The following is a 16,557-nucleotide window of genomic DNA, read 5'->3' on the forward strand; positions in this document are numbered from 1 at the left end:
CATTATTAAAATGAAAATAATTGTAATGCTCTCAATAGCTATATTGGGAGTAACCGGAAATCTTTTAGCCCAAGAAACACAAAAATATCCCATTAAAATAAGTGGATATGCAGAAGTTTATTATCAGCACGATTTTAGTAACCCTCTACCCAATCAACGATCAGGGTTTATTTACAGTCATAACAGAAATAATGAAATAAATTTAAACCTTGGGTTGCTCAAAGCAAGCTATGAAACAGAAAAAATAAGAAGCAATATAGGTATTGCCACAGGTACATATATGAATGCGAATTATGCAGCAGAAGAAGGCGTGCTTAAAAATATCTATGAAGCAAACATCGGGGTAAGGTTATCTGAAAAACAGCAGATATGGCTGGATGCAGGGATTTTACCTTCACATATAGGTGCTGAGAGCGCCATTGGTTTAGATTGCTTTACCCTTACAAGGAGTATAATGGCTGAGAATTCTCCTTATTTTGAAACAGGAGCAAAACTATCTTATCTCTCTACAGATAACAAATGGCAGATTGCAGTTCTGGTGCTCAACGGTTGGCAACGTATCCAGAAATTAAATGGCAATAGTTTACCTGCTTTTGGGCACCAACTTGTTTTTAAACCCACACCTAAAGTTACATTGAACAGCAGTTCATACATAGGTAATGAAAAACCTGATGCCGTTAGACAGATGCGTTATTTTCACAATTTATATGCCCAATTTGAACTAAGTCCCAAATTTTCATTGATTGCGGTGTTTGATATTGGAGCTGAACAAAAAAACAAAAACACCCATCAGTTTAATATGTGGTATAGCCCTGCTGTAATGGCTAAATATTCACTTTCGCAAAAATTAAATGTTGCTGCCAGATTAGAATATTACAATGATAAAAAGCAAGTTATGATTGCTACAGGTTCAGAAAACGGTTTTCAAACTTTTGGCTCGTCTATTAATGCCGATTATTGGATAACGCCCGCTCTTGCCTGGCGGGTAGAGCTCAAAAACTTGAGGAGCAAAGACCGGATTTTTACGGATAGAGATGAAGTTTTGCAAAAGAATAATTTTTTAGTAGCTACTTCGCTCGCAGTTAAATTTTAGTTTGTTCAATCTCCCTTTGCTTATTATAATAAATGAAGGGAGATAAATTGATTTTTGTACAACTTGTTTTTTAATTTTAATTGAGCTTAAAACCTTGCATTATGCTTGAAGAAAGAAAAAGTGCCGATCATTTTATCGAACTGATCAAAAAATCAAAAAGAGGAAAATTTAAGCTGTACATTGGCATGAGCGCTGGTGTAGGTAAAACTTACCGTATGTTGCAGGAAGCCCATGCTTTACTGGGGAGCGGCATAGATGTAAAAATAGGTTTTATAGAGACTCATAACAGAAGAGAAACGCTTGAACAGTTAAAGGGACTTCCGCTTATCCAAAGAAGAAAACTGTTTTATAAAGGAAAAGAGTTGGAAGAAATGGATTTACAGGCTATCCTTAACCTTCATCCCGAAATAGTTGTGGTAGATGAACTGGCCCATACCAATATACAAGGCAGTAAAAATGAAAAACGGTGGCAAGATGTGAACGAGATTTTAGATGCGGGTATTAATGTAATCAGTGCGGTAAATATTCAACATATAGAAAGCCTTAATGAGGAGGTCAAAAATATTACAGGTATAGAAGTAAGTGAGCGTGTTCCTGATAGTATATTGGCTCAGGCCGATGAGGTGGTAAATATTGACCTTACTTCTGAAGAGCTGATCCTGAGATTAAAAGAGGGGAAAATATACGACCAATCAAAAGTTCAATCGGCATTAGCTAATTTTTTTAAAAATGAAAATATCTTACAGTTAAGAGAATTGGCCTTAAAAGAGGTAGCCTCTCAGGTGCAGCGTATGGTAGAAACCGAAGTTGTACCTGCAAGACTGATCAGGCCCGAAAGATTTATGGCCTGTATAAGCTCAAATGAACAGGCCGCAAAAAAAGTAATCAGAAAAACAGCGAGATTGGCCAATTATTACAATAGTAAGTGGTACCTTCTATATGTACAAACTCCTAAAGAAAGTGCAGATAGGATCGCATTGGATAAACAAAGGCACCTGATCAATAATTTTAAGCTGGCTACTGAGCTGCGTGCCGAAATTATTAAAGTGAAGAACAAAAATATCGTTAAAGCCATCATGGAACAATGTGAAAACAGGAATATCACAACAGTTTGCATTGGTAAGCCACATATTACATTGTTTAATATTATACTTGCTTCAGATACATTTAATACACTTTTAAATAAGCTTTCTAAAGAAAACATAGACTTGGTAATTCTATCATAATGAAAATAAAAGCAAAGTTGACCATTGGGGTAGGGTTGTTGTTCATCCTTATTGTATTGCTGGCCGTAGTGAGCACAAAATATGTAAACAGCCTAAAAAAAGATACCGAGAATATTCTCAGGGCAAATTACAATACCTTAGAATACGCTAGGAATATGCTTATAGCCCTCGACGAAATGGGAACGGCTGATATGGCCCTATATAAATTTGAAACCAATCTGCTCAAACAACAGCATAACATAACTGAAGAAGGAGAGAAAGCAGCAACCCAAAAAATAAAGCAGCATTTTCAGCAACTCCGCATAAAACCTGTAGATCCCAAAGTTCATGTAGAGATCAGGAGAGATATTACCGAGCTTATGCGATTAAATATGGCTGCTATTGAACGAAAAAGTGATGTTGCCAAACAAACGGCCTCATCAGCCATCATCTGGATATCCGTAACGGGTATGCTTTGTTTTCTCATTGCCTTTATCTTATTGGTAAACCTTCCGGGCAATATTGCCAATCCTATCAAAGAACTCACCACCAGTATCAGGCAAATTGCGGCGCAAAACTACCATCAGCGTGTACATTTTGAGGGGCATAGCGAATTTGGTGAACTCGCTCGTTCTTTTAATACAATGGCTAAAAAGTTAGAAGAGTATGCAAATAGTAAGATTGAGCATATTCTTAAAGACAAAAAGCGCATCGAAACCTTGATCAATAATATGCATGATCCAGTAATAGGGATAGATGAAAACCAAAAAGTTTTATTTGCCAATCAGCAGGCACTTAAAATAACCGGGCTTAAAACAGAACAATTGATCGGCAAGCAAATAGAAGAAGTGGCTTTAAATAATGATCTTGTACGTGAGCTTACCAAGCATGTTAATCATACTGATAGAGCGGGTAAAGAAACTATCAAAATTTTTGCGGATGATAAAGAAAGTTATTTTGAGAAAGAACAGATCGATATCAGTATCATACCTACTGGCGAACATAGCCCACAGCACATTGGTCAAGTAATTTTACTGCGTAATGTAACTACTTTTAAAGAACTTGATTTTGCTAAAACCAATTTTATTGCTACGGTATCGCACGAGTTGAAAACGCCTATATCGTCTATTAGAATGAGTTTGCAGTTACTGTCAAATAAACAAGTAGGCGAGCTCAATGAGGAGCAGCAGGGCTTATTGCATAATATACAGGATGATACTGAACGTTTGCTGAACATTACAGGAGAATTGCTCAATATGTCGCAGGTAGAAACCGGTAATATACAACTTAATAAACAAGCTGGAGATCCTTTAAAAATGGTACAATATGCGTTAGAAGCAACTAAGGCCCAGGTTGAGCAAAAGCATGTCGGGATTATTAGTGAAATAAGCGAAAACTTACCAGAGATTTATGTAGATATAGAGAAAACAGCTTGGGTATTGATTAATTTTATAACCAATGCAGTACGTTATTCATCAGAAGAAGGCAAAATTATTGTATCTGTAGTTCTTGAAGCCAATCGTTTGATTTTTTCGGTGGAAGATTTTGGACCTGGTATCGAAAACCGTTATACAGAAAAAATATTTGATCGTTATTTCCAAATACCAGGCAGCAATAAAACAGGTACAGGTTTAGGGCTGGCCATTAGTAAAGACTTTATTGAAACACAAGGAGGAATAATAGGTGTACAAAGTAAGCCGGGCTATGGAAGCAAATTCTATTTTTCTTTTCCTTTAGCAAGTTAGCTTGCGTGAGAAGCTTGTGGCGTCCATACCAACTTAGAAGTGTCATATCCAGCCTTCTCGGCAATTTTCAGGTAATTATTGATTACGCTTTTAGGCATAGTTCCTGCTCTCGAGAGTAGCCATAAATAATCTCGGGTTTTACCAGCAACCAAAGCATACTTATAATCTTTGTCAATTGCAATAATATTATAACCCGAATAAAACGGACCAAAGAAAGAAACTTCTAACATACCGGTATGTTCATCCTTCACAAATCTGGCCTTTCCAACAACAGATCTTTCTCTATTTTTTTTGGTATCAAACCCGCTGTTGGTAACTTTAATACTACCATCGGCATTCAGGTCATACTGAGCAGTTACATAAGTCTGGTTTTTTTCAAATCTGTGATCTAAACGCGCAATTTCAAACCATTTACCTAAATATTTTAACTGATCAAAATTTCCTACGGCTTTTACACCTTTTGGTATCGTGCGTTTAGATTTTAAAAGAATAACAACAGCAGCAAGGGCAAAAATGCCTCCGGTTATGAGAAGTCTTTTTTTCATCAGCATATTTTACATTAGTTAATGATGGAGGTATTTTTTATATGCAACAAAATTCACTTGAATATGTTTAAAAAAACGTAAATTAAGAGAGAAAGAGAAGTTTTTGAGCTTTTTTAGCAGCTTTTAAACACAAATTAAAATGAATATTGTTTGTCAAATTTTTGTTACGTAAACTGTTTTTTTAAAAAAATACTACTCTAAGTTTTATTATCTGAGAAAAAATTAGTTATTTTTGGGCTTACCCTTTCGGGGGTATGTTTTTCATAGGTAGATGTAGGGTCAGAAACAAGTTTTCTGGCCCTTTTTTGTGGCTTAATTTTATCTTTGCATTATCATGTTAAAAAAGAAGAAAATCATCGTAGCCATAACCGGCGCAAGCGGTTCCATTTATGCCAAGTTATTGTTAGATGCTTTTCTAAAATTAGAAGCTCAGATAGACCGTGTAGCAGTGGTTATGTCTGATAATGCCAAGCAGGTTTGGGAAACAGAGCTTAACGATATAAGCTATCAGCAATATCCATTTACTTTTTACCATAAAATGGATTTTAATGCACCTTTCGCATCAGGTTCTGCCAAGTATGATACCATGATCATCATACCATGTTCAATGGGTACGGTAGGCCGAATAGCACACGGCATTTCCAATGATCTTATAACCCGTGCCGCCGATGTAATTTTAAAAGAACGGAGAAAATTGATTACTGTGGTTCGCGATACGCCTTTTAATCTTATCCACTTGCAAAACATGAAACTGGTAACTGAAGCAGGAGGGATCATCTGTCCGGCCGTACCATCTTTTTACAGCTTGCCCAAAACAATTGAAGAACTGGCACAAACCGTAGTAGATAGGGTAATTGATTTGATAGGGTTAGAAAAGGAAAGTTACCGTTGGAACGAAGATTAAGTAAAAAGGTTCTTGCAATCAGATTGTAAGGATTTATATTGCTACCGCTGAAATCACTTTAGTAAAATCAAATTTTGTATCTTTGCAGCCTTAATGAAAAAAGTTGCATTTTATACTTTAGGCTGTAAGTTGAATTTCTCCGAAACTTCAACCATAGGGCGTTTATTTACCGATGCCGGTTACCGTGTAGTTGAATTTACCGAAGGAGCAGATGTATATGTAATCAATACCTGCTCGGTAACAGACCATGCCGATAAGAAATGTAGAAAAGTAGTTAAAGAAGCACTTAAATATTCGCCGAATGCCTATGTAACCATTGTAGGTTGCTATGCGCAGCTAAAACCACAGGAAATTGCCGAGATAGAAGGTGTGGATATGGTTTTGGGCGCAGCAGAAAAATTCCGCATCGTAGAGTTTATTTCTGATTTAACCAAGCAACCTAAAGCCGTTGTACACCAACAGGAAATAGAAAAAGTAAACCACAATTTTATTGCGGCTTATTCAATTGGCGACAGAACCCGTACTTTCTTAAAAGTACAAGATGGCTGCGATTATCCTTGTACGTACTGTACCATTCCGTTAGCCAGGGGCGCAAGCCGTAGCGATACTATTGAGAATGTATTGGCTAAAGCAAAGCAAATTGCCGAGAGCGGGGTGAAAGAAATTGTGCTTACGGGTGTTAATCTAGGTGATTTTGGCATCAGGAATGGAGAGAGAGAAGACCGTTTCTTTGATTTGGTTAAAGCACTTGATGAAGTAGAAGGTATAGAGAGAATTCGTATTTCTTCCATAGAACCTAATCTGCTAAGCAATGAAATCATCGAATTTGTAGCGCAGTCAAAACGTTTTGTGCCGCATTTTCATATTCCTTTACAGTCGGGCTCAAATAAGATATTAGGTCTGATGAAACGTCGTTACCGTCGTGAACTTTATACAGAGCGTGTTGCTAAAATCAAAGAAGTAATGCCACATTGCTGTATAGGCGTGGATGTTATAGTTGGTTTTCCGGGCGAAACACAGGAAGATTTCTTAGATACATATGAGTTCCTCAATGGCTTAGATATTTCTTACCTGCATGTGTTTACTTATTCAGAAAGAGAAAATACAGAAGCAGCCGAAATGAAGGGCAAAGTTGCCGGAGGTACACGTTTTGAACGTAATAAAATGTTGCATATTCTTTCTGATAAGAAGAGAAGGGCATTTTATCAGGAACAGATAGGCAAAAATGCTTTTGTTTTATTTGAAGACGATCAGAAAGATGGCTTTATGCATGGTTTTACGCAAAACTATGTAAAAGTAAAAGCTAAATACGACCCTGTAATGGTAAATGAAGTGAAAGAAGTTAAGCTGCTTGCACTAAGTGCTGAGGGTGAGGTGGAAATTGCAGAACCTGAAACGGTTTACCATCACTAAAAAATAAATAGCATTACCCCAAAATCGGGGTGGTTTCTTAATTCATTTCAATATCTATAGCCGCTGTTACGTTGAGCCTGTAGAAATGTAAATACTTACAAAAATAGACTAAAAGATGCTGAAACGAGTTCAGCATGACGAATCTCTATTTAACGTTACCCTGAACTCTTTTGGGGCTATATTTCTCATTCCTTAAGAAAGATGCTAACCTGTAACGCAGCGAAAAGCTACGCAGTAAAATGAATTCAGGTAGTGAATGTTTATTTAACGTCACCCTAAACTTGTTTCAGGGTCTATATTGACTTAAGATGAAGCCTCAAAACAGCTTCCAAAATCTTGCGCTTTCCACAATCTTAATTTTTCAACAAAGAACCTTGTCTTCGGCTTAAGATAGTATATTTACACCTTAAGTAATTTAGGATAATTTTGGCCAAAGCAAACACGAAAGAAACCCCTTTAATGCAACAATACAATGCCATAAAGGCAAAATATCCGGGTGCATTATTGTTGTTCAGGGTTGGAGATTTTTACGAAACATTTGGAGAAGATGCCGTTAAAACGGCACAGATTTTAGGCATTGTACTTACAAAGAGGGGTACCGGACCAAACGGGGCTTTAGAACTCGCAGGTTTTCCACACCATTCTTTAGAAAATTACCTCTCAAAATTGGTAAGAGCCGGACAGCGTGTGGCCATATGCGATCAGTTGGAAGATCCTAAAATGACCAAGACCATTGTAAAAAGAGGGGTCACAGAATTAGTAACACCCGGTGTAGCCTATAGTGATAATATTCTTAGCCAGAAATCTAACAACTATCTGGCAGCGGTTTATTTTGATAAAAATGGTACAGGAGTAGCTTTTTGTGATATTTCTACCGGCGAATTCCTAATAGCTCAGGGTAGTTCTGAATATGTAGATAAATTATTGCAAAGCTTTAAACCAACAGAAGTAATTTATCAGAAAAGTAAAAGACAGGATTTTTTACAGCTTTTTGGGGATAAGTTCTATACCTATCACTTAGACGAATGGGCTTTTACCTTAGATTATGCAAATGAGGTTTTAACTAAGCATTTTGAAGTAAATTCTTTAAAAGGTTTTGGAATAGATAAACTTACGCAGGGTATAGTTGCTGCGGGTGTTATTCTCTATTATTTAGGAGAGACCGAACATCGTAATTTACAGCATATCACTTCTATTGCGCGTATAGAAGAGGAGCGTTACATGTGGCTAGACAGGTTTACTATCCGTAACCTAGAGTTGGTACATAGCGCTAATGATAATGGCGTTACATTGTTTGATATTTTGGATGATACCTGCACACCAATGGGAGCAAGGTTATTGCACAAATGGATCATCATGCCACTTAAAGAGCTTAAACCTATACAGGATCGTTTGGGTATGGTTGAGTTTTTGGTCAATCATAGCGATTTGGCTGATAAAATGCAGATGCATATTAAACCCATTGGTGATTTAGAACGCCTCATTTCTAAAGTGGGTTTACAAAAGGCTGGCCCGCGTGAATTGCTACAGCTTAAAAGAGCACTCGTTCATATAGAAGAAATTAAAACACTGGCAGAACAAACAGAGAACCCTTATCTTAAAGCTCTGGCCGATCAGCTTAATCCATGCACCAAAATCAAAGAACAATTAGAAAGAGAATTGCAGGTAGATCCTCCTGCTGTGCTGGCAAAAGGCAATGTAATTGCTGACGGTGTAGATGAAGAACTGGACAGATTACGTAAAGTTGCATTTGGTGGTAAGGAGTACTTGCTGGAAATACAAAAAAGAGAAGTAGTTAATACAGGCATTCCTTCATTAAAAATATCTTTTAACAACGTTTTTGGCTATTATTTAGAAGTAACCCATACACATAAAGATAAAGTACCCGATACCTGGATACGCAAGCAAACTTTGGTAAATGCAGAGCGTTATGTTACCCCGGAACTGAAAGAATACGAAGAACAGATATTAGGAGCAGAAGAAAAAATACAGGCCATAGAAGTAAAACTGTATAATGAGTTAATGTACCAGGTAGCGCATTACATCAAACCTATACAGCTCAACGCCTATATTGTTGCCCAGTTAGATGTTCTGCTGTGTTTTGCAAGACTGGCAACCAAAAATTATTATGTAAAGCCTCAGCTCAACAATAAAAAAGTAATCGATATTAAAGGTGGTCGCCATCCTGTAATTGAAAAACAGTTGCCAGTTGGAGAAGAATATATTACCAATGATGTATTTTTGGATAACGACAACCAGCAGATTATGATGATCACAGGTCCAAATATGTCGGGTAAATCTGCCATTTTACGTCAAAGTGCGCTGATTGTATTGATGGCGCAAATGGGCTGTTTTGTTCCGGCAAAAGCTGCTGAACTGGGCATTGTAGATAAAATTTTTACCAGAGTAGGAGCTTCAGATAATATTTCATCGGGAGAAAGTACTTTCATGGTAGAAATGAATGAAACAGCGAGTATCCTGAACAACATTTCAGACCGAAGCCTAATCTTGTTAGATGAAATTGGCCGTGGAACCAGTACCTATGATGGTATTTCCATAGCCTGGGCAATAGCAGAATATTTACACGAACACCCAACCGCAAGACCCAAAACACTTTTTGCTACCCACTATCATGAGCTTAACGATCTTGAAAATACCATGAGCAGGATCAAAAACTATAACGTAACCATTAAAGAAATGCAGAATAAGGTTATTTTTTTGCGCAAACTGGTTCCGGGCGGTAGCGAGCATAGTTTTGGTATCCATGTGGCTAAAATGGCTGGTATGCCTTCCAAACTGATCAGTAGGGCGCACGAAATATTAAAGCGTTTGGAAATAGACAGAACAGAAGGGCAGAGTATCAAAGACAGTATAAAGAAAGTTCAGAATCAGGCTTACCAATTACAGATGTTTGCTATAGATGATCCCGTATTGGTAAAAATTAGAGATTCATTAAATAACTTAGATGTAAATACCTTAACGCCGGTAGAAGCTTTACTTAAATTAGATGAAATTCAGCGTTTAATTAAAAATTAATAAGAGCATGGCAGGCAGTAATCTTAAAATATGCGATAAAGGACATCGGTACGATAAGAATGGTAACTGCAATGTTTGTCCTGTATGTGATCGTGAGCAAAAAATAACTACGGGCTTTTTGGCCGCTTTAAGCGCTCCAGCTCAAAGAGCTTTACGAAATCAGGGCATTTTAACCCTCGAAACACTTTCTCAATATACCGAGAAAGAAATTTTATCGTTTCATGGTATAGGTGTTTCGAGCATACCTAAATTAAGAGAAGCATTGAACCACGCATGTTTATCTTTTAAAACTTAGATCTATGTTGAAGAAATTTACCCAATTTCCGGTAATCTGCTTATTAATAGGATTATTATTCTTAGCGTCATGCGGTTCAAAAAAATACGTAGCGCAAAAAAGCACGGCTGCGCGTGCGGCAGATGCAATGTCTAATTTAAAAAGCAAACAGCTCTATAGGTTCATTACAGACTGGAGCGGTGTGCGCTATAAATTAGGAGGCTTGGATAAAAACGGCATAGACTGTTCTGGCTTTGCTTTACTATTGCAAAAACAGATTTATAATGTTGAACTGCCCAGAAGATCTAAAGATCAGGCTGATGCCATAAAAAAGAAAAGCTATGGTCATCTTAAAGAAGGAGATCTGGTGTTTTTTTCTTTTGGCGGTAAAGAGGTTGATCATGTGGGCATTTATTTAAATAATGATTTTTTTGTTCACGCCTCTACAACCAGAGGTGTTATAGTTGATGATCTTACTTTGCCAGCTTACCAGAATACCTTAGTAAAAGCGGGTTCTCCCAAATAAAAACATATGAAATTTAGAAAATTATTTTTATTGCTATTGCTTGCAATTTGTAGTAACCTGAAAGCTCAGGAACCCCTTAAAGAAGGTTCGGTATTGAACAATATTATACTCAAAAATATTGATGGTAAAACGTACGATCTGAATGCGCAAAAGCAGGTTAAAGGATTTATCTTGGTGTTTATGACCCCAAGTTGCGACCATTGTATTTTATATGAAGACAGAGTTATCGCTCTAAATAAAAAATATAAATCTCTAGGCTATCCTGTTGTGGCAATTGGACCTTATGGTGATAATGCAGTAAAATACCCACTTGACGCTTTACCAGCTATGAAAGAAATGGCTGTTAAGAAAGGCTTTACATTTCCTTACCTATCTGATGAGAATTTTAAGTACACTTGGCTTTTGGGGATCAAGAAAACACCTACTGCTGTAATCTTAAAAAAGCAATCTAACAGTTATTTGATTAAATATATAGGTCAGATTGATGATGAGGTTGACCCTGCTAAAAAACCGACCACTAAATTTGTAGAACAAAAGTTAAACACCCTACTTAAGTAGTGATATGAATAAAATTATAGTAACACTTTTATTATTAATGAGTTGTGTAGGTTTAAAAGCTCAGGTAAAACTCTTAACTTTAAATGAGTTAGAGCAAAGAGTAGCCAAAGGAAAGGATACTACGTATGTTGTTAATTTTTGGGCAACTTGGTGCGGACCTTGTGTAGAAGAACTACCTTATTTTGAAAAACTAAATGCAGAGAATAGCAAGGCTCCTGTAAAGGTCTTATTGCTGAGCATGGATTTTAAATCGAAAATCAAAGATGCGGTTGTTCCTTTTGTTACAAAGAATAAGATAAAATCTGAGGTTTTTGTAGCTAATGCGTCTAACCAGCAAACATTTATAGATGGAGTTGATCAAAAATGGTCGGGAGCTTTACCTGCTACCTTATTTATCAATGTCCAAAAAAAGATCAGAGAGTTTTATGAGAAAGAGTTTACCTATGCTGAATTAGCAGCACATACTAAGAGAATAAGTAACCTGTAATATAAATCTAAAAATTAAAGTTATGAAAAGATTAGTTATGTTATGTATGGCCATGATAGGTTTTATGTCTGTAAAAGCACAAAATACGGGCTATCAGCTGGGCGATTTGGCTGCGGACTTTAAACTAAAGAATGTGAATGAAAAAATGATTTCTTTAGCCGATTACAAAGATGCCAAAGGTTATATTGTAGTTTTTACCTGTAATACATGCCCAGTTTCAAAAGCATATGAAGATAGGATAGAAGGGCTTCATAAAATGTTTGCCCAGAAAGGTTATCCGGTAGTGGCTATCAATACCAATGATCCTGTTGTTTCGCCGGGCGATAGTTTTGATAAAATGCAGGAGAGAGCTAAAAATAAGAAATTTACTTTTGCTTATTTAGAAGACCCTAACCACATTTATACCAAAAAATATGGCGCTAATAAAACACCTCATGTTTTTGTATTACAGAAAACTGCCAAAGGAAATGAAGTAGCTTACATAGGCGCTATTGATAACGATCAGGAGATGGAAAACTCAGGACGTGATAATTATGTTCAAAATGCCGTTAATCAATTGCTCAAAGGCGAAAAACCTACGGTAGGCTTTACCAAAGCCATTGGCTGTAGTATCAAATGGAAGAAAGACACAAGTAAATAACCTTGCTTATAAGAAGAGGATACTAAAAACTTGTGTCGTTCTGTATACGGTGCAGAATCTTTTACGCCATGGTTTCGAACCATTTTTTGGTGTCCTATTTTTACTTATCGCTATATTTGTCTAATTATGAAAAAAAATAAAGAAGATTACTCTTTTTGGACCAAATATAAGCGTTTTGCAACTACAGAAGTTCTCATGTACCTGATCATGGCAATAGGTATTGGTGTAGGTATTATTCTTTTAAGCTGAGAATAAGCTTTAAGTTGTCATTTTGTACAACTTCACTTATAAATTCCTGAAATTTAGTATAATCTTCGGCTTTATACATGCCTTCTTTAACAGACAATACCCTGTAATAAACCAGTTTATTATCTTCTTTTTTTACCTCTAAGATATAAGAGCCAAACTCGTTTTTAATATGCACAGACTTTGGCTGAAATTCAGGTACAATATCTTGGTCTAAGGTGTAAGAAATATGGTCAACATCTGTATAACCCGAACTGATATATAGGGGCAGAACCCGGTTTCTGATAAATGGAATACTCTTTTTAACGTTTAGCAGATTTGGATTTAAAAATAACTTACCATTGTTTACAGGTGCATAATGCCCTACATTTATCTTTAGATCTTCTGTGAAAATGATCTGGTCTTCATCTTTTTTGAACGCTATCTCATCAAAATTGATATTGTTCACATCGTATATCTTTCTTAAGGCATTTTCCCTATCGTTTTGAGATTTATTGAGTAGGTATGTATGATTTTCATACTGTTCTCCTTTAAATGTGGTCGTTACATTTCCCTTAAGATTACCTTCTTTAGAAAGCACCAAAGAAGCTTTTCGTTCCTGAAGGCTATTTTCAGCATTATATTTTGGCGTTTTCAGTAATTTGCCACCATCTTTTGTACAAGCTAATACCAAACGGTTACTGGTAAAGCTCCCTAAATACCCAAAAGGAATTTCCTGATTGGTACACTCTAGCCAAGTGGTATCACCTTTTAAAGGCAGGCAAAGTATAATATGATTTCCTTGTTCCATACTGGCAAATGATGAGATCAGGTCTTTTTTGTTATTGCCAGCTTCAACAACACAATAGTAAGATTCTATATTTACCGCATCCAGAAGGCTCTGCATATAATTTACAAGCCCTTTACAGTCACCATAACCTAATTTGTCAACTTCTGAAGCAAAAGAAGGCTGCAAACCACCTATACCCAGCTGAACGCTAATGTACCTGGTTTTTTGCTGCATATATTTATATATTTTTTGTGCTTTATCTCGATTGGTTTTTTCTTTACTTACCAGTTCTTTAATAAAGTCTTTAGTCGGGGCGGGTAAATCCTGTCTGTTTTTTAACAAATTATCATAAGTAATTTTTCCGAGCTCATTCCAGTTAGTGTAACTTCCCTTTAGATTATAATATACAAAATCTTTAGGAGCCACTTTTATACTCGTAAGAAAAACAGCTGCATTTGGGCTATAATCTTCCTGTTTTATAGCAGGTACGTTTTCTACAGACCATTTTAAAATTTTCTGTTTATCTGTAAGAACTTCTTCAGGTGTTCTGTTGTAATTAGCAGCATAAATTCGCAATTCATCCTTGGGGTTACAAACAAATTGATAAGTACATTTTTCTGCAGCAATGTCATAGCCCGGAATGGGCCGCCATTCGGGTATAACCAGATTCTGTTTATTGCGGATCTCATAGGTATAAACAATGGTATAAGGGTATATGTTAACTGCGGGGCTGTAATATTTAACTCTGCTATCTTCATATAAAGAAAAATTACTTACAGCACTTTCATCTTTAAAATTACTTAAAGAGAATTTGCTGGTCAATTTGCCAAACTCATCGTAAATTTCTCCTTTAACGCCTTTAATAGAAGTGTTTTTATCATAAAACAGCACCAGTGAAGCATGATCATCTCCATTTTTGTTAAGGATCGTAATTGCTTTCTTAACCGTTAAGATTACATTATCTGTTGAACGCATATCAACCGTTGTTTCACTCTGTCTTATAACCGCGGTAGCCCTGTTTTTTAAAACCTGAGGTATAGTTTCTGCGCTAAAATTCTGAGCATTTGCATAAAAAATACTGATTACGAATAATATGGATGATAATATTTTTTTCATTACTTGGCTTTAGTTAATAAAATCTCGGTTTTCTGTGCCTGTATGATCATGTTATAAAATTCTTTTAGGGCAAAATATTCCTCCGCGCTGTAAATAGGTTTATTTAAAGTAAATACCTGGCTAATCATCATACTGCCATCATTAACAGTGGTTTGTAACAGGTATCTGCCGCCGTTGTTAGGCAATGAAACGGCAATTTCTTTAGGTGTTTCTTTTACTTTGTAATTTTCAGGAAGTTCCAAGTTAATGGTAGTTCTCTCTTCATACTGTGCTCCAAGATCTACCGGATAATTTCTCTCTTTTAATTTGAAAGGATTTTTCTTTATCGGATTAATAAAAAACGGACTGAAATAAGATTGATCTGCATTTTGTATATTCTGAACAGTAAATTCTAATTGATATTCTTCTTCCATGAGAAGATGTATACTGTCTATATTTTTAATCGAAAAATCTTTGATTTTAATACCAGATAACTTTTCTTCCAATTTTTCTACATACTCATCTAATGAAGAATATTTTTTAATGTTTTTCCGGGTGCTTAAGGCATCGTAACCGTTACTGCTGGAAGTTAATTTGCCCGTAATTTTTCCATCCTCACCTAATTTTCCGTTAAAGAAATGAACACTGGTACTTTTTTTATTGGCTTTAAGGTCAATCCAATAAGAAGGTTTTTTCAGGCTAATTACCCTTCCCTGATCATTTACACATCTTAAAGGCAGTAAACCAAATGGAATTAGTGGCTCTGTGGCGTCTAACAGATAGCTTTCGCCATCAATATTGGCTTTGGCAATTACATAGTTGAATTCGCTGATTACCGGATTTATCTTATTCACCATACCATTATCTCTGGTAGATAAGATTACGGCTTCTACATCAATATTAGCAGCAGATAAAGCTGCTATTAATGATAAATTAATTTCTGCTGAATTTCCTGAACGGCTTTCTAATACAGATTTAATACTTTCGTCGCTATATTTTGAGTAAATGTTGTTCCATTTAATTTGTTTTTTGATGTAATCAAAAATGGCTTTTGCTTTCTCCAGTTCTGTACTGGCATTTTTAGTGATGTTAGGTACAATATCTTTAAAAACATCTTTTCGTTTAAGATGACCACCAAAATTTTTATCATCTACCAGTTGCATTTCTACATCTTTCCATGTGCTGGTATATTTCTTTCTTGAACCGTTTAGGTAAAATACCTCTGCCAGTTCAAAATAAATAGCCGATTTATAGTTTGCAGCCGAAGTCATATATTCTTCTTCTATAAAAGCAGGTATATAGTTCATCGTATAGGTTAACTTAGAACAATCCATATCCATACCAGAAACCCTTAAACATTCACGAGATACTTCTGCTTTTGAATCACTAAGTTTATAAAAACCCCTTAGTGTAACGTTATAACTGTAGTTTGAAGGAATATTAGCAACATAGGTGCTTTTTAATTTTGGAATATTTGTTTGGAATTCCCAAGTTCTGTAATTAAAAAGATAAGGACTTTCTATGGTATATTTATACTCAATAATAGAATTATCTTTAATATTTGGCAGAGTAAACTTTACCAGGGTAACATATTTATTCTTGTTTTCGCGAAAGATGTTATTCTTATTCAGGACAGTTTCATTGTAAGAGCCATTTGCATAATTAAATGTTGAGGCTGTAAGATTTGAAATGTATTCCTGTTGATCGTTCCCCGTGCCATATCTGTATAGGGGCACTACGATATCGGCAGACTTAGCACCGTCTTTATTGAAAATCTTGATTCTGGCATGATAATCATAAACTAATTTCATATTTCCTGTTTGCGAATCAAATATGAATCTGGAAGTACCGTACTCATTAAGATATATGGCATTGGCATTGCTGTCTAAAGTACTCTTGTTAAAGCTTTGTTCAGAATCTTCTATATCTCCATAGGAGAAATCCTGTGCATATGCACCAAAAGAGAAAAATACACAAGCGATAATTAAGATCTTATACATAAAATAGTTTGTTAGTTTGCG

At 35.9% G+C, this 16,557-nt stretch carries 15 protein-coding genes; 12 read left to right on the top strand and 3 right to left on the bottom strand.

Annotated elements, in window-relative coordinates; genetic code table 11:
- Window positions 1–10 precede the first annotated feature (10 nt).
- From ACLHG9_RS09880 to ACLHG9_RS09890, 3 genes are all read left to right on the top strand, one after another.
- Window positions 11–1,093 (top strand): porin, encoded by a 1,083-nt coding sequence (locus tag ACLHG9_RS09880; RefSeq protein WP_410221326.1) that lies wholly within the window; start codon window positions 11–13, stop codon window positions 1,091–1,093.
- A 101-nt stretch (window positions 1,094–1,194) separates the two neighbouring features.
- On the top strand, window positions 1,195–2,319 hold the full coding sequence (locus ACLHG9_RS09885; RefSeq protein WP_410221327.1) for a sensor protein KdpD: 1,125 nt from the start codon (window positions 1,195–1,197) through the stop codon (window positions 2,317–2,319).
- A complete protein-coding gene (locus ACLHG9_RS09890) occupies window positions 2,319–4,043 on the top strand; it encodes an ATP-binding protein (protein WP_410221328.1) in 1,725 nt (574 codons plus the stop codon). Before ACLHG9_RS09885 ends, ACLHG9_RS09890 begins: the two co-directional genes overlap by 1 nt.
- Here ACLHG9_RS09890 and ACLHG9_RS09895 read toward each other — a convergent pair.
- Window positions 4,040–4,588 (bottom strand): lipocalin family protein, encoded by a 549-nt coding sequence (locus ACLHG9_RS09895; RefSeq protein WP_410221329.1) that lies wholly within the window; start codon window positions 4,586–4,588, stop codon window positions 4,040–4,042. The two genes, ACLHG9_RS09890 and ACLHG9_RS09895, sit on opposite strands and share 4 nt — an antisense overlap.
- Before the next feature lie 334 nt (window positions 4,589–4,922).
- Between ACLHG9_RS09895 and ACLHG9_RS09900 the strand changes: the two genes are divergently transcribed.
- The 9 genes from ACLHG9_RS09900 (at window position 4,923) to ACLHG9_RS09940 (ending at window position 12,675) form a co-directional block, all read left to right on the top strand.
- Window positions 4,923–5,492 carry a UbiX family flavin prenyltransferase gene (locus tag ACLHG9_RS09900; protein WP_410221330.1) on the top strand — a complete coding sequence of 190 codons (570 nt, stop codon included), beginning with the start codon at window positions 4,923–4,925 and terminating at the stop codon, window positions 5,490–5,492.
- A 93-nt stretch (window positions 5,493–5,585) separates the two neighbouring features.
- Window positions 5,586–6,905 carry a tRNA (N(6)-L-threonylcarbamoyladenosine(37)-C(2))-methylthiotransferase MtaB gene (gene mtaB / locus ACLHG9_RS09905; RefSeq protein WP_410221331.1) on the top strand — a complete coding sequence of 440 codons (1,320 nt, stop codon included), beginning with the start codon at window positions 5,586–5,588 and terminating at the stop codon, window positions 6,903–6,905.
- A 426-nt stretch (window positions 6,906–7,331) separates the two neighbouring features.
- On the top strand, window positions 7,332–9,941 hold the full coding sequence (gene mutS, locus ACLHG9_RS09910) for a DNA mismatch repair protein MutS (RefSeq protein WP_410221332.1): 2,610 nt from the start codon (window positions 7,332–7,334) through the stop codon (window positions 9,939–9,941).
- 7 nt (window positions 9,942–9,948) lie between these two features.
- Window positions 9,949–10,236: a hypothetical protein gene (locus ACLHG9_RS09915; RefSeq protein ID WP_410221333.1), complete on the top strand. Its 288-nt coding sequence runs from the start codon at window positions 9,949–9,951 to the stop codon at window positions 10,234–10,236.
- A gap of 4 nt (window positions 10,237–10,240) precedes the next feature.
- Window positions 10,241–10,741 (top strand): C40 family peptidase, encoded by a 501-nt coding sequence (locus tag ACLHG9_RS09920; RefSeq protein ID WP_410221334.1) that lies wholly within the window; start codon window positions 10,241–10,243, stop codon window positions 10,739–10,741.
- A gap of 6 nt (window positions 10,742–10,747) precedes the next feature.
- The gene (locus ACLHG9_RS09925; RefSeq protein WP_410221335.1) at window positions 10,748–11,299 is read left to right on the top strand and encodes a redoxin domain-containing protein; all 552 of its coding nucleotides are present in this window, start codon (window positions 10,748–10,750) and stop codon (window positions 11,297–11,299) included.
- Window positions 11,300–11,303: 4 nt separating this feature from the next.
- Window positions 11,304–11,786, top strand: coding sequence for a TlpA disulfide reductase family protein (locus ACLHG9_RS09930; RefSeq protein ID WP_410221336.1), 483 nt, complete (start codon window positions 11,304–11,306; stop codon window positions 11,784–11,786).
- A 22-nt stretch (window positions 11,787–11,808) separates the two neighbouring features.
- Entirely contained in the window at window positions 11,809–12,426 is a 618-nt protein-coding gene (locus tag ACLHG9_RS09935) for a thioredoxin family protein (protein ID WP_410221337.1), read from the top strand.
- Window positions 12,427–12,552: 126 nt separating this feature from the next.
- On the top strand, window positions 12,553–12,675 hold the full coding sequence (locus tag ACLHG9_RS09940; RefSeq protein ID WP_410221338.1) for a hypothetical protein: 123 nt from the start codon (window positions 12,553–12,555) through the stop codon (window positions 12,673–12,675).
- Here ACLHG9_RS09940 and ACLHG9_RS09945 read toward each other — a convergent pair.
- Window positions 12,659–14,557, bottom strand: a complete 1,899-nt coding sequence (locus tag ACLHG9_RS09945) for a DUF3857 domain-containing protein (RefSeq protein WP_410221339.1) — start codon at window positions 14,555–14,557, stop codon at window positions 12,659–12,661. The genes ACLHG9_RS09940 and ACLHG9_RS09945 overlap by 17 nt on opposite strands.
- Window positions 14,557–16,536, bottom strand: coding sequence for a transglutaminase domain-containing protein (locus ACLHG9_RS09950; protein ID WP_410221340.1), 1,980 nt, complete (start codon window positions 16,534–16,536; stop codon window positions 14,557–14,559). The genes ACLHG9_RS09945 and ACLHG9_RS09950 overlap by 1 nt, the downstream gene beginning before the upstream one ends.
- Window positions 16,537–16,557: the final 21 nt, after the last annotated feature.

The organism is Pedobacter sp., from assembly GCF_046462515.1.
In the GTDB taxonomy this organism is placed as follows: domain Bacteria; phylum Bacteroidota; class Bacteroidia; order Sphingobacteriales; family Sphingobacteriaceae; genus Pedobacter.

Coding starts and splice junctions, on each gene's coding strand:
- ACLHG9_RS09880 (WP_410221326.1), top strand. CDS start 11: ATGAAAATAATTGTAATGCTCTCAATAGCTATATTGGGAGTAACCGGA.
- ACLHG9_RS09885 (WP_410221327.1), top strand. CDS start 1,195: ATGCTTGAAGAAAGAAAAAGTGCCGATCATTTTATCGAACTGATCAAA.
- ACLHG9_RS09890 (WP_410221328.1), top strand. CDS start 2,319: ATGAAAATAAAAGCAAAGTTGACCATTGGGGTAGGGTTGTTGTTCATC.
- ACLHG9_RS09895 (WP_410221329.1), bottom strand. CDS start 4,588: ATGAAAAAAAGACTTCTCATAACCGGAGGCATTTTTGCCCTTGCTGCT.
- ACLHG9_RS09900 (WP_410221330.1), top strand. CDS start 4,923: ATGTTAAAAAAGAAGAAAATCATCGTAGCCATAACCGGCGCAAGCGGT.
- mtaB (WP_410221331.1), top strand. CDS start 5,586: ATGAAAAAAGTTGCATTTTATACTTTAGGCTGTAAGTTGAATTTCTCC.
- ACLHG9_RS09915 (WP_410221333.1), top strand. CDS start 9,949: ATGGCAGGCAGTAATCTTAAAATATGCGATAAAGGACATCGGTACGAT.
- ACLHG9_RS09920 (WP_410221334.1), top strand. CDS start 10,241: ATGTTGAAGAAATTTACCCAATTTCCGGTAATCTGCTTATTAATAGGA.
- ACLHG9_RS09925 (WP_410221335.1), top strand. CDS start 10,748: ATGAAATTTAGAAAATTATTTTTATTGCTATTGCTTGCAATTTGTAGT.
- ACLHG9_RS09930 (WP_410221336.1), top strand. CDS start 11,304: ATGAATAAAATTATAGTAACACTTTTATTATTAATGAGTTGTGTAGGT.
- ACLHG9_RS09935 (WP_410221337.1), top strand. CDS start 11,809: ATGAAAAGATTAGTTATGTTATGTATGGCCATGATAGGTTTTATGTCT.
- ACLHG9_RS09940 (WP_410221338.1), top strand. CDS start 12,553: ATGAAAAAAAATAAAGAAGATTACTCTTTTTGGACCAAATATAAGCGT.
- ACLHG9_RS09945 (WP_410221339.1), bottom strand. CDS start 14,557: ATGAAAAAAATATTATCATCCATATTATTCGTAATCAGTATTTTTTAT.
- ACLHG9_RS09950 (WP_410221340.1), bottom strand. CDS start 16,536: ATGTATAAGATCTTAATTATCGCTTGTGTATTTTTCTCTTTTGGTGCA.